Origin of the sequence: Marichromatium gracile, from assembly GCF_004343155.1 — a bacterium.
GTDB lineage: Bacteria > Pseudomonadota > Gammaproteobacteria > Chromatiales > Chromatiaceae > Marichromatium > Marichromatium gracile.
The window spans coordinates 1-13,857 of the sequence record NZ_SMDC01000015.1; the positions used below are offsets into that span (position 1 = coordinate 1).

Consider the following 13,857-nt stretch of genomic DNA (forward strand, 5'->3'; position numbering starts at 1 on the left):
ATCTTTGCGGCAAGGTCCAGGCCTTCAGTCGCAATCGAGCTGCCTCAATCTCGCGCGGTGGGAGCTAACCACCACGGGGTGGCAAGATACAAGACACAAAGCGCGCCAAGGGATTCAAGCTGCCAGCGATCAGCGACCAGCCTCCAGCCTCCAGCCTCCAGCCTCCAGCCTCCAGCCTCCAGCGAGTGTGTGCGCTCGACGCCAGCGCCGCTTGCCATCCGCCGCGGCCCACGCTCCCGGCGTCAGTCTTTGAGGGCAGCGCAACTGGCGACTGGAGGCTGACCGCTGGAAGCTCTTATCCCCTTTGCGCCCTTTGTGTCTTTGCGGTTCGGTCTTTCCGGCTGGCGGCCGAAAGCTGAAACCCGGCCCCCACCGACTAGACTGAACTTGGTCGAGCGAGTCATACCCTAATGAGGTCAGGACCGCCGACTCCGTCCGCGCAGATCAATGGGGTTCAACACCTCGAACCCCGGCCTGGTTGCGACCTGGCCCCGCGCGACGACCACGGCGAGACCGTTTCACCGGAGCCCGGCGATCACCGCGCGGGCCCGCCCAGGCGAACAGGAGACCGCCCGTATGTCCGACATGCCCCTCACCCTGCTCTGGATCCTCGCGGCGCTGGCCGTCGGGGTCGGCACCGTGCTGTGGCTGGCGCGACGCCACCGCGAGCGCACGCCCACCACCACCGACGCGCCAGCCGCGCCGGACTGGCACGCCTTCGATGCCGACGAGATCCTCACCCGACTCGACGCCCCGGCCGCGGGGCTGAGCGGCGCGAGCGCCGCGCGCCGCCTCGCCGAGCACGGTCCCAACCGGCTGCCCGAGGGCAAGCAACGCGGCCCCTGGGCGCGCTTCCTCGCCCAGTTCCACGACGTGCTGATCTATGTGCTGCTGGTCGCCGGGGTGGTCACCGCACTGCTCCAGCACTGGCTCGACGCCGGGGTGATCCTCGGCGTGGTGCTGGTCAACGCGATCATCGGCTTCGTCCAGGAGGGCAAGGCCGAGGACGCGCTGCGCGCCATCCGCGACATGCTCTCGCAACACGCCCTGGTGTGGCGCGACGGCCGACTGGTCACGGTCGAGGCGAGCGATCTGGTGCCGGGCGATCTGGTGCAGCTGCAGTCGGGCGACAAGATCCCCGCCGACCTGCGTCTGCTCAAGGTCAAGGGACTGCAGATCGAGGAGGCGGCGCTCACCGGCGAGTCGGTGCCGGTCGAGAAGGACATTGAGCCGCTGGCCAGCGACGCCGTGCTCGCCGATCGGCGCTGCATGGCCTACTCAGGCACCCTGGTCACCGCCGGCCAGGGCACCGGGGTGGTGGTGGCCACCGGCGGCGCCACCGAGATCGGCCGGATCAGCGCCCTGGTCGCCGGAGTCGAGCAGATGACCACCCCGCTGCTGCGCCAGATGGCCCAGTTCGGGCGCTGGCTGACCGCGGTAATCCTGCTGGTGGCGGGGCTGGCCTTCGCCTTCGGCGTGCTGGTGCGCGACTACACCGCCGCCGAGATGTTCCTCGCCGCGGTGGGGCTCGCGGTCGCAGCCATCCCCGAGGGACTGCCGGCGATCATGACCATCACCCTGGCGATCGGGGTGCAGCGCATGGCCGGGCGCAACGCCATCATCCGCCGCCTGCCGGCGGTCGAGACCCTGGGCACGGTGGCGGTGATCTGCTCGGACAAGACCGGCACCCTCACCCGCAACGAGATGACCGTGCGCACCCTGGTCGATGCCACCCAGACGGTCGAGGTCGAGGGCAGCGGCTATGACCCCCACGGCGGCTTCAGCGTCGCCGGGCAGCCGCTGCAACCGAGTGACGACGCGCTGCTCGGGCGCATGCTGCGGGCGCTCGTCTGTTGCAACGACAGCGCGCTGGAGCAACAGCCCGAGGGTTGGCGGGTCAGCGGCGACCCGATGGAGGGCGCGCTGCTGGTCGCCGCCATCAAGGCCGGGCTCGATCCCGAGACGTTGAACCGCGAGCTGCCGCGCACCGACCTGATCCCCTTCGACTCGGCGCACAAGTTCATGGCCACCCTGCATCACGACCACCAGGGCGAGTGCGTCGTCTTCGTCAAGGGCGCGCCCGAGGCGCTGCTCGAGCGCTGTGAACAGGTCCAGGGCGTCGACGGGCCGCAGGCGCTCGATCGCGCCGACTGGCTCGCGCGTATGGAGCGACTGGCCGACGCCGGCCAGCGGGTGCTCGCGGTGGCGCTCAAACCGATGCCGAGTGGCACCACCACGCTGGCGTTCTCCGACCTCGACCAGGAGCTGGTACTGCTCGGTCTGGTCGGGCTCCAGGACCCGCCGCGCAGCGAGGCGATCAGCGCGGTGCGCGCCTGCGCCGAGGCCGGTATCCGGGTGAAGATGATCACCGGTGACCACGCCGCCACCGCCAGCGCCATCGCCCGTCAGGTGGGGCTCGCCAACCCCGAGGCGGTGCTCACCGGCGCCGAGCTCGATGGGCTCGACGAGCCGGCGCTGCGCGCCCGGGTCGGCGAGGTCGACGTCTATGCCCGCGTCACCCCCGAGCACAAGCTGCGACTGGTCGAGGCGCTGCAGGCCGAGGGTCGGGTGGTGGCGATGACCGGCGACGGGGTCAACGACGCCCCGGCGCTCAAGCGCGCCGACGTCGGCGTGGCGATGGGGATCAACGGCACCGAGGCGGCCAAGGAGGCCGCCGAGATGGTGCTCGCCGACGACAACTTCGCCTCCATCGCCAACGCCGTCGAGGAGGGGCGCACCGTCTACGACAACCTCAAGAAGGCGATCGTCTTCATCCTCCCCACCAACGGCGGCGAGGCGCTGGTGGTGCTCGGCGCCCTGGTGATGGGCTTCCACCAGTTCCCGCTGACCCCGGTGCAGATCCTCTGGGTGAACATGATCACCGCCGTCACCCTCGCCCTGGCGCTGGCCTTCGAGCCGCCCGAACCGGGGGTGATGGCCCGCGCCCCGCGCGATGCCCGCGCGCCGGTGCTCGACCGGCGCCATCTGTGGCGCATCGGCTATGTCTCGCTGATCCTGATGATCGGCACCTTCGGACTCTTCCTGTGGTCGCTGGCGCGGGAGGCGAGCATCGAGGAGGCGCGCACCGTGGCGGTCAACACCCTGGTGATGTTCGAGATCTTCTATCTGTTCAACGCCCGCTACATCGACGCCCCGGTGCTCAGCGCGCGCGGCCTGCTCGGCAACCGCTATGCCCTGCTCGCGGTGGCGGTGCTGCTGCTCTTCCAGCTCGCCTTCACCTACCTCGGACCGCTGCAGCAGCTCTTCGGCACCGCACCGATCGCCGCCGGCGACTGGCTGGCGATCGTGCTGGTCGGCTCCACCGTGCTGTTCCTGGTCGAGCTGGAGAAGGCCCTGGTGCGCCGACGCCGGGGCGGCGGCTGATCAGGAGACGGCGCGCAGCGGCAGCGACGGCTCGCGCTGCGGCGCGGGCCGTGCCGGGCGCTCGTAGGATACCCGCACCGCGCCGGCGCCGAGCAGCTGGCGCAGCCGCTTGAGCAGCAGGTCGGTCGGCTGCACCCGCCAGGCCTCGCCGAGCACCAGCTCGCCGCGGGCGCCGGGACGACGATAGCGCAGCCGCACCGGCAGATCGCCGTCGCGGTACTCGCCGAGCAGCGCGGCGAGCGCCTCGACCCGCGCCAGCCCGGCGGTGTGCGCCGCCGGGTCGGAGAGATCGAGTTCGAGCATCAGGTGATCGGCACGCGAGGCGCGCGCCTGCTCGAAGGTGCGCACGTCGTCGGCACGCAGGCTCCAGCTGTCGCGATACTCGTCGAAGCTCAGGGTGCCGGTGATGGCGAGGATCTGGTCGGACTGCAGCAGGTGACGAGACTCCTCGTAGAGATCGGAGAACACCGTCGCCTCGATCCGCCCGGTGCGGTCATCGAGCACCACCGAACCCATCCGTCCGCGCTGGGTCTTGCCGTGACGCACCCCGACCACCAGCCCGACCACGGTGCGCTTCTCGCGATCGCGCCCGCGCCGCCCCTGGTCGCGATCGGTCTCGAGCAAGCGGCCGATGCGCAGCCCGACCATGGCGCCGAGTTCCTCCTCGAAGCGATCGATCGGGTGACCGGTGAGATAGAGCCCGAGGGTCTCCTTCTCGCCGAGCAGACGCTGCTCGTCGTCCCAGTCGGGGTGCGGCTCACGTGCCAGCTGGGGATCGGGCTCGGGGGCCGCGGCGTCCTCCAGCGCGCCGAACAGGTCGCCCTGCCCGGCCGCCTCGGTGGCATGCTGCTGCTCGGCGAACTTGAGCGCCAGCGGCAGCTCCGCCATCAGGGTGGCGCGGTTGGCGCCGAGTTCGTCGAGCGCGCCGGCGCGGATCAGCGCCTCGAGCACCCGGCGGTTGGCGCGGTGCAGGTCGATGCGCTGGCAGAAGTCCCAGAGATCGCGGAAGGGACCGCCGGCCTCGCGCGCGGCGATCATCGACTCGATCGCGCCCTCGCCGACACCCTTGATCGCGCCCATGCCGTAGATCACGGTGCGATCGCCGGAGACGGTGAAGCGATAGGCCGAGCGGTTGATCGCCGGCGGCTCGACGGCGAGCTTCATCGCCCGACACTCGTCGATCAGGGTCACCACCTTGTCGGTGTTGTCCATGTCGGCGCTGAGCACCGCGGCCATGAAGGCGGCCGGATAATGGGCCTTGAGCCACAGGGTGTGATAGCTGACCAGGGCGTAGGCGGCCGAGTGCGACTTGTTGAAGCCGTAGCCGGCGAACTTGTCCATCAGGTCGAAGATATAGGTCGCGGTGGCCAGCTCCACGCCGCGCTCGACCGCCCCCTTCTCGAAGATGGCGCGTTGCTTGTCCATCTCCGACTGTTTCTTCTTGCCCATGGCGCGACGCAGCAGGTCGGCGCCGCCGAGCGAGTAGCCGGCCAGCACCTGGGCGATCTGCATCACCTGCTCCTGGTAGAGGATGACGCCATAGGTGGGCTTGAGGATGGGTTCGAGCGCGGGGTGCGGATAGGCGACCTCGGCGCGACCGTGCTTGCGGTCGATGAAGTCGTCGACCATGCCCGATTGCAGCGGACCGGGACGGAACAGCGCCACCAGCGCGGTCATGTCCTCGAAGCTGTCGGGCTGGAGCTTCTTGATCAGCTCCTTCATGCCGCGCGATTCGAGCTGGAAGACGGCGGTGGTCTCGCAACGCTTGAGCAGGCCGAAGGCGGTCTCATCGTGCGGGTCGATGAGGTTGATGTCGAGCGGCCCCTCGCCATTGCGCGCGCGCGTCTCGTTGATGGTCTTGAGCGCCCAATCGATGATGGTGAGGGTACGCAGACCGAGGAAGTCGAACTTGACCAGACCGACCTGCTCGACGTCGTCCTTGTCGTACTGGGTGACCAGATTCTCGCCGCCGGGCTCGCAGTAGAGCGGTGCGAAGTCGGTGAGCACGGTCGGGGCGATGACCACGCCGCCGGCGTGCTTGCCGGCGTTGCGCGTCAGCCCCTCGAGCTTGCGCGCCATGTCGATCAGCGCCCGGATCTCCTCGTCGCGCTCGTAGCTGTCGGCCAGGTCCTCGCTCTCGATCAGCGCCTTCTCCAGGGTCATGCCCAGCTCGAAGGGCACCATCTTCGCCACCCGGTCGACGAAGCCGTAGGGGTGGCCCATCACCCGCCCGACGTCGCGCACCACCGCCTTGGCCGCCATGGTGCCGAAGGTGATGATCTGCGACACCGCGTTGCGCCCGTACTTGCGCGCGACATAGTCGATGACGGTATCGCGCCCCTCCATGCAGAAGTCGACGTCGAAGTCGGGCATGGAGACGCGCTCGGGGTTGAGGAAGCGCTCGAACAGCAGGTCGTGCTCGATCGGGTCGAGGTCGGTGATCTTGAGCGCGTAGGCCACCAGCGAGCCGGCGCCCGAGCCGCGGCCCGGTCCCACCGGGATACCGTGTTCCTTGGCCCACTGGATGAAGTCGGCGACGATCAGGAAGTAGCCGGGGAAGCCCATGCCGAGGATCACGTCGAGCTCGACGGCGAGGCGCTCATCATAGACCTTGCGCCGCTCGGCGAAGTCCGGCGCGCTGGTGTCGAAGGTACGCCCGAGTCGCCACTCCAACCCCCGGCGCGACTGCGCGGAGAAGAAGGTCTCGATGGTCATCCCCTCGGGCACCGGGAAGTCGGGCAGCGAGTGGGTGCCGAGGGTCAGTTCGAGGTTGCAGCGCTTGGCGATCTCGACCGAGTTCTCCAGCGCCTCGGGCAGGTCGGAGAACAGCTCGGCCATCTCCTCCGGGGTACGCAGATACTGCTCGGGGCTGTAGCGAGGGGTGCGCCGCGGGTCATCGAGGGTGCGCCCGTCGTGGATGCACACCCGCACCTCGTGGGCGTCGAAGTCCGCCGCGGCGAGGAAGCGCACGTCGTTGGTGGCCACCACCGGGGCGTCGCAGCGCAGCGCCAGCGCCACGCTCGACTCGACCAGCCGCGCCTCGCGCGGTCGGCCGGTGCGGATCAGCTCGAGATAGTAGCGATCGCCGAACACCGCCTGCCAGCGCGCCAGACGCCGCTCGGCGAGCGCCGCATCGCCGTCGAGCAGCGCCCGGCCGACATCGCCCTCGGGACCGCCGGAGAGCGCGATCAGGCCCTCGGCGGCGGCCTCCACCCAATCGCGCTCGACCATGGCCACGCCCTGGTGCTGACCGTCGACATAGCCGCGCGAGATCAGCCGGGTGAGGTTGCGATAGCCGGTGGCGTTCTCCACCAGCAGTACCAGCCGGAAGGGTCGGTTGGCGTCGTCGGGGTCGCGGATCAGCAGATCGGCGCCGGCGATCGGCTTGATGCCGGCGCCGAGCGCGGCCTTGTAGAAGCGCACCAGCGCGAACAGGTTGCACTGGTCGGTGATCGCCACGGCGGGCATCCCGGCGGCGGCGGTGGCCTTGATCAACGGTTTGATCCGCACCAGGCCGTCGACCAGGGAGTACTCGGAGTGGACGTGGAGATGAACGAAGCTGGGTTCCACGGGGGTCCTTCGCGGTTGTGTGTCTGGGGCGGTCGAGGCGCTCACGGCGACCCTAGTCTAAGCGGCCCGGCGGCCCGGGGAGTTCGATAAAACCCATCACGATCCGCGCCGGGATAGGCGCCCGGGCGCCCCGGGGGCCAGCCGCACCGAGACCAGCGTGGATCGTTCGATCAGGGGGCGGGACGGGGTCAGGGCGAGGTCAGCGCACGCACCTGATCGAGCACCTCGGGGGCGTCCCAGGCAAGATCGCCGAGCAGTTCGAGCGCCACCCGACCCTCGGGGTCGATGACATAGGAGGTCGGCAGCCCGCGCACCCCGTAGTCGAGCGTCACCGTCGAGCCGGGATCGACCAGCAGCGGGAAGCCGAGCCCGAAACGCGCGCCGAAATCGGCGACGGTGGCGGCGTCCTCGTCGACGTTGATGGCGAGGATCTCCACCCCGTCGTCGGCCAATGCCTCGTAGGCGCGCTGCATCGAGGGCATCTCGGCGCGACAGGGCGGGCACCAGGTCGCCCAGAAATTGAGGATCACCACCCGGCCACGATAGTCGGCCAGTCGCAGCGTCTCGCCCGCCGGGGTGTCGAGGCCGAAGTCCGGCGCCGGCAGCGGCTCGGGCAGGGTGTCCAGGACATCGGCCCGGAGCGGTCCGACCAGGATCAACGACAGCAACAGCAGCACAGGCGCACGGGACAGGACAGTCATGGCTCGGGGACTCCGCATCAGGAAACCAGGGGGACGGCGGCGCTGACGGACCGTCGCTGCCGCCTTGCATCGGTCGCCCGGACGGGTAGGATCGGGGCCCGGGAGACACGCCGGCGAGGCGCCGGATCCCGCCGTGGGCGACAAGGATAGCATCTCGCGCCCGGGCCCAACGAGCCGGGCCGAGACAACGATCATCGGGGCAGCCACCATGCAGGCCAAGACAGCCTTCGTCACACGACTGGAGCAGATACTGTGGAGCGAGCGCGGCACGCGTCCACGCTGGCAGCGACCGCTGATCTGCCTGGCGCGGCTGCTCCACGCCCTCGCGCGCGATCTCACCGAGGGCAACCTCAGGCTCCACGCCATGGGACTGGTCTACACCACCCTGCTCTCGCTGGTGCCGCTGCTGGCGGTGAGCTTCTCGGTGCTCAAGGGCTTCGGCGTCCACAACCAGCTCGAACCCCTGCTGCAGAATGCCCTGGCGCCACTCGGCGAGTCGGGCCAGGAGATCAACACCCGGCTGATCGAGTTCGTCGACCGGATGCAGGTCGGGGTGCTCGGATCGGTCGGTCTGGCGCTGCTGCTCTATACCGTGATCTCGTTGATCCAGAAGATCGAGCAGGCGTTCAACTACACCTGGCGGGTCGAGCGGCCGCGCCCCTTCGCCCAGCGCTTCACCCAGTACATGAGCGTGCTGCTGGTCGGGCCGGTGCTGTTCTTCTCCGCGCTCGGGCTCTCGGCCTCGCTCGGCGACAACGTCTATGTGCGCTCGCTGATGGCGGTCGCCCCGCTCGGGGTGCTGCTCGAACTGGCGCGGCTGCTCGCGCCCTATCTGCTGATCTCGCTGACCTTCGCCTTCTTCTACATGTTCGTCCCCAACGCCCGGGTGCGCATCGTCTCGGCGCTGGTCGGGGCGCTGGCCGCGGGCCTGCTGTGGGAGGCGGCCGGGGCGCTGTTCTCGACCTTCATCGGCGGCTCCACCCGCTATACCGCGATCTACTCCAGCCTGGCGATCCTCATCCTGCTGATGATCTGGATCTATGTCGCCTGGCTGATCCTGCTGGTCGGCGCGAGCATCGCCTTCTACCACCAGCACCCGCACTATCTCGACGGTCGCACCCGCGAGCCGCGACTGAGCAACCGGCTGCGCGAGCGCCTGCCCCTGCAGTTGGCCGCGCGCATCGCCCGCGCCCACCACCGCGGCCAGACCGCGCCGAGCCAGGTCGAATTGGCCGCCGAACTGGGGGTGGCCGAGGGCGTGCTCGAACAGCCGCTGCGGCTGCTCGAGTCACGCGAGGTGGTGCTCGCCACCGCCACCGAACCGGTCGGCTACGTCCCCGCGCAGGACCCCGGGCGCATCACCATCGCCTGGCTGCTGGCGCGGATCCGCAGCTTCGAGGAAGAGGAGGACGGCTATCGGCCGCGCCCGCCCGAGGCGGCGCTCGGCACGCTCGAGGCACGCCTCGAGGAGAGTCGCGAGGCGGTGCTCGGCACCCTCACCCTGGCCGCGCTCGCCACGGCGGACGGCGACGACAGAGACGACAGCGAGGACGGCGAGGACTGCAACAAGACTGCCGCCTGAGCCAGCGGCTCAGAGCCTCACCTCCAGCGTCTCGGCGAGCCGGTGCACCGCCGTCTCGCCGCCACGGAAGTCGAAGTGCTCGACCGCCTCGCGCAGCGTCTCCACCGCAGACGGCCCGAGCAGGCCCTCGAGATCGGCGAGCAACGGCTTGATCGCCGCCGGACTGTCGCTGTCGAGGGCCGCAAGCAGCTCGCCGAGCAACGCCCGCGCCCGTTCTGGATCCACTCCCGCGGCGACTGCGGTCGCCGGCGGCGTCTCGGCACCAGCCGGAGCGAAGCGCTCGATGCTGGCAAGGGCCTGATCGAGCGCCCGCTGCAGCCGCGCGCGCGCCTCCTCGGTGTCATCCCGACCCTGGCGCTGGAGCTGGTTGAGCGCCATGGCCGCCTCGGCCACATCGGTCAGTCCGAGATTGCCCGCAGCACCCTTGAGCTTATGGGTCAGGCGCTCGCCCGACTCGATATCGACCGCACCGAGCAGCCTGGCATCCTCGCCATGATCGCGCACGAACTGGCGCAGATAACGCCGATAGCGCTTGGCATCACGCCACAGCGCCAGGCCGCGCTCGACATCCAGGCCGGGGTAGTGCGGCGCGGGCGCGGGCTGGCGGCGTCCCGCCCGCGCGGCAACCCGGCGCCTGGTCAGGCGCGCGATCAGCGCCACCACCTCGTCGACGTCGAACGGCTTGCCGACGAAGGCGCACATGCCGGCATCGAGCGCCGCCTGGCGCTCGCTCTCGAGCACCCCGGCGCTGACCGCCACCACCGGGACCCGCTCGAGCGCCGGGTTGGCGCGGATCTGTCGCGTCGCCTCGTAACCGTCGAGGACCGGCATCTGGATGTCCATCAGCACCAGATCGACACCATCGGGATGGGCGTTGAGCCAGTCGACCGCCTCGCGTCCGTTGTCGGCCAGCACCACCTCGGCGCCGACGTCAGCGAGAATGGTCCGGGCCAGATCGCGATTGATCTCGCTGTCGTCGACCACCATGACCTGCAGTCCGGCGAGGCTCAGCGCCTCGCGACCGACCTCGTCCGACCGGGATGCGTCATCACCGACCTCCTGCGGGGCAAGGACCTCGAACCCCAGGGTGAACCAGAAGCGGCTCCCCTGCCCCGGCGCGCTCTCGACGCCGATGCGCCCGCCCATCTCCTCGACCAGCCGCTGACAGATTGCCAGCCCCAGCCCGGTGCCTCCGAAGCGTCGGGTGGAGGAGACATCGACCTGGGTGAAGGGCGAGAAGATGTCGCGCTGCTGGGACGGCGCGATGCCGATGCCGGTATCGGTCACCGAGAAGCGCAGCCATACCTGTCGCGCCTCGGCCTCGCGCAGCCGCTCCACGGCCACCGTCACCTCGCCACGCTCGGTGAACTTGAGCGCGTTGCCGATCAGGTTGACCAGCACCTGTTCGATCCGCAGCGGGTCTCCACGCAGCCGCTCGCATCCTTCCGGGACCGGCAGCAGCTGCAGGTTCAGGCGCTTCTCCGCGGCCTCGAGCGCCATCAGCTCGCGAACCTCGTCGAGCAGCTCGGCCAGGTCGAAGGGGCGATCGAGGATCTCCACCCCGCCGGCCTCGATACGCGAGAAGTTGAGGATGTCGTCGATGATCCCCTGCAGGGTGCGTCCCGCCGTCTGGATACGCCCGACCAGCACGCCGGCACGGTCGGGCAGGGTCATCTTGCCGAGCAGATAGCTGAACCCGAGGATGGCGTTCATCGGGGTGCGGATCTCGTGGCTCATGTTGGCGAGGAAGTCGGCCTTGGCCCGTGTCGCCATCTCGGCCGCCTCGGCACGCTGCTCGAGCGCCTGATTGAGTCGCTCGATACGAAACTGCGAGCGGGTGATCAGCACACACAACAGCGCCGCCACCAGCGCCATCACCACGCTGACACCCGCCACCGAGGCGATGACGCGACCATACATCGCCGCCAGCTGCTGCGGTTCGAGACGCGCCAGGACCGTCCAGCGATGATCCTGCGGCCCCACCACCAAGGGTGCCGGCTCGGAGGAGCCCGGCGGCAGGCTGCTCGCCACCTCCTGCAACGGCACCACGGTCTCCCAGGTCCACAGACCGCTCTCGTCCTGACGCTGGCCACTCGGCGCGGCCTGGATCGCCGCCCAGAGCTCGGGATAGCGCGCCCCCAGGCTGACCTGGGTCCCGAGCGCGAAGCCCCATTCGTCGGCGGGATCCTGGCTGCGCAGCCAGGCGCCATCTTGATCGACCACCATCAGCCGCGCACCATCGTCACCGACGGCGGCCACCACGGCATCGAGCAACGGCGCGCCGAGATAGTTGGCGATCAGGATGCCGTGGCGCTCACCAGCATCGCTGAACACCGGCAGCGCCACCCGATAGACCGGCTTGAGCGGTCGCTCGATGATGCCGTGCTCGATGTTGAGGTCCAGCCGCGAGACATGGACCCCCCCTGGAGGCAGCGCGCTGGCGACCTGGAAATAGCGGCGTCCCGACTTGTCCTGCAGACGCGACGCCGCGACCTGCCGAGGCTGTCCGTCGACCCAGTCGACCCGCATCCGCTCGCGACCATCGCTGCCGATCCAGCGCAGCTGGTCGAACTTGGGGTTGGCGATCATGTAGAGGGAGAACTGTCGCGCCAGCCGGGGCATGGCGTCGGCGCGCCGCCCGGCCACCGCGTCGCGCAACGCCGGCAGACGGATCAGATACTCGACGTCGCTGATCGCATCGCGCAGATGCTGACGGGCCAGCTGCGCGGCGCGCGTGACCATCTCGCCATCGGCAACGGCCTTCACCGCGTGGGCGTGACGGATCTCGGCGGCGACGAAGAAGGCGACCCCGGCACCGATCAGCGCCAGTGCACCGAGATAGAGGACGAAGAAATTGCGCAGTGCGTTGCTCGCCAAGGTCTCGCATCTCCCGGATGCCGATGGACAAGGGCGGACGCCAGAACCTTGGGAGCGACGAGCGCCCGTTGCAGGCAAGTTATCACTCCCGTCCCCGTGCGCCCAGTCACCCACCGCCGAGCGGCGTCACGACTCAGCCGCCGCGATAGCGCGCCTCGGCATCCTCGACCCGTCCGGTGAGAAAGGAGCCGGCCGGATCGACCCGGGCCGCGCCCGCGACCATCGCGGTACGCCCGAGCAGCATGCGAAACAGCATCGACTCACGGTTGGTCAGGGTGAGCTCGATCGGCCACTCCCGCCCCGCGACCCGCAGCGGGGTCTGGATGACGTAACGCTCCTCGCGATGTCCGCCCGAGTCGCTCACCCGCCGCCGGTCGATCACCTCGGCCTCGGCATGGATCACCAGATCGGCGCACTGCTTCAACGGATGGATGCCGAAGCGCACATAGCGGTTGCCGCCACGACTGAAGGGGTCGACATAGAAGGCGTGCAGCGCCGAGGTCCGCGCGCCGGTATCGATCTTTGCCTTGATCAGCGGCAACCCGAGCTCGGGCAGCGCCAGCCACTCGCGCCAGCCCAGCAACAGCGGCGCGGATTCGGAAGGACTATGCATCATTTCAGGTCCATGGCCCCGGGCGGGGCAGGGTTCAGGGTCCCGACGATGCGTCCCGGACGCTCGCCGGCCACTCCGGCAACGCCTCCGCGGGAGGCGTCTCGCCGGTCTTGCGCAACAATGCCACCGCGGTCTCGACCGGGTCGCGATCGATCACTCCATCGCGGATCGCCAGGTGCGGATGCAACGAGAAGCTGGGGGCCGCGGCCACCGCCGTCAGCCAGCCCTCGCGCGCCGCCGACTCGACCCATGGCCGCGGCAGATAGGCCGAGCCACCGATCTCGCGCAACAGATCGAGCGCCGCCCGTCCCTGATCGACTCGCATCCGGCAGGCCAGATCGACGGCCAGACGCTCGGCGTGCATGGTCAGGAAGCGTGTCCCCCAATCGACCAGGATATAGCCCTCGCCGAGCGCCCGCTCCAGCCCGATGTCGGATTCGCTGCTGGCCAGCACCAGCTCGACGCGCGCCAGCGGCTCGCTCGGACAGCAGCGCGACTCGACCGGCTCGCCGAGCAGCGCGAGGTCCAGGGAGCCATCGGCCAGACGCTGTAGCAGCGTCGCCGCCGACAGCAGCTCCAGGCGCAGCTCCACCCAGGGCTGCGCCCGGCGCAGCACGGCAACCCGCTCGCGCACCCCGAGCGACCACAGATCCGGGATGCAGCCGAGCGCGAGGGTGTGACGCTGCTCGCCGACGAGCTCGGCGCGCGCCCGCGCCCAGCTGCGCACGATGCGCTCGGCGTGCTGCAACAACCGCTGCCCCGGCTCGGTGAGGCGGATATCGCCGCGTCGGCGTTCGAACAACACCACCCCGAGCACCGATTCGAGCAGCTTGACCCGCGCGCTCACCGCCGATTGACTGACGCAGAGCGCACTGGCGGCGCGACCGAAATGACGATGACGGGCGACCTCGATGAAGGTCTTGAGCAGGGCGATATCCAAGGGTTCGACTCGATAGCAGCGACACGATCGACGCCGGCGCAACCGAGGCCGACGCGGCATTCGGGAGGATTGAACCGCAAAGCCGCGCGGGACGCCAGCTACCAGCTACCAGCTACCAGCTACCAGCTACCAGCTACCAGCTACCAGCTACCAGCTACCAGCTACCAGCTACCAGCTACCAGCTACCAGC

The 13,857-nt window shown here is 69.6% G+C and carries 7 protein-coding genes; 2 read left to right on the forward strand and 5 right to left on the reverse strand.

Annotated elements, in window-relative coordinates:
- Positions 1–576 precede the first annotated feature (576 nt).
- Entirely contained in the window at positions 577–3,384 is a 2,808-nt protein-coding gene (locus EDC29_RS15675; RefSeq protein WP_223806127.1) for a cation-transporting P-type ATPase, read from the forward strand.
- On the opposite strand, the gene dnaE is transcribed toward EDC29_RS15675, so the two are convergent.
- Both dnaE and EDC29_RS15685 read right to left on the reverse strand, forming a co-directional pair.
- Entirely contained in the window at positions 3,385–6,954 is a 3,570-nt protein-coding gene (gene dnaE / locus EDC29_RS15680) for a DNA polymerase III subunit alpha (RefSeq protein ID WP_132230567.1), read from the reverse strand.
- 188 nt (positions 6,955–7,142) lie between these two features.
- The gene (locus EDC29_RS15685) at positions 7,143–7,655 is read right to left on the reverse strand and encodes a peroxiredoxin family protein (RefSeq protein WP_123139736.1); all 513 of its coding nucleotides are present in this window, start codon (positions 7,653–7,655) and stop codon (positions 7,143–7,145) included.
- Positions 7,656–7,863: 208 nt separating this feature from the next.
- Between EDC29_RS15685 and EDC29_RS15690 the strand changes: the two genes are divergently transcribed.
- On the forward strand, positions 7,864–9,237 hold the full coding sequence (locus EDC29_RS15690; protein WP_123142980.1) for a YihY/virulence factor BrkB family protein: 1,374 nt from the start codon (positions 7,864–7,866) through the stop codon (positions 9,235–9,237).
- A 9-nt stretch (positions 9,238–9,246) separates the two neighbouring features.
- On the opposite strand, the gene EDC29_RS15695 is transcribed toward EDC29_RS15690, so the two are convergent.
- The 3 genes from EDC29_RS15695 to EDC29_RS15705 all read right to left on the reverse strand — a co-directional run bounded on the left by EDC29_RS15695 (position 9,247) and on the right by EDC29_RS15705 (position 13,667).
- Positions 9,247–12,114, reverse strand: a complete 2,868-nt coding sequence (locus EDC29_RS15695; RefSeq protein WP_132230568.1) for a hybrid sensor histidine kinase/response regulator — start codon at positions 12,112–12,114, stop codon at positions 9,247–9,249.
- A 133-nt stretch (positions 12,115–12,247) separates the two neighbouring features.
- Positions 12,248–12,730 carry an ATP-dependent zinc protease family protein gene (locus EDC29_RS15700; RefSeq protein WP_132230569.1) on the reverse strand — a complete coding sequence of 161 codons (483 nt, stop codon included), beginning with the start codon at positions 12,728–12,730 and terminating at the stop codon, positions 12,248–12,250.
- Positions 12,731–12,761: 31 nt separating this feature from the next.
- Positions 12,762–13,667, reverse strand: a complete 906-nt coding sequence (locus EDC29_RS15705) for a LysR family transcriptional regulator (RefSeq protein WP_165913553.1) — start codon at positions 13,665–13,667, stop codon at positions 12,762–12,764.
- Positions 13,668–13,857 lie beyond the last annotated feature (190 nt).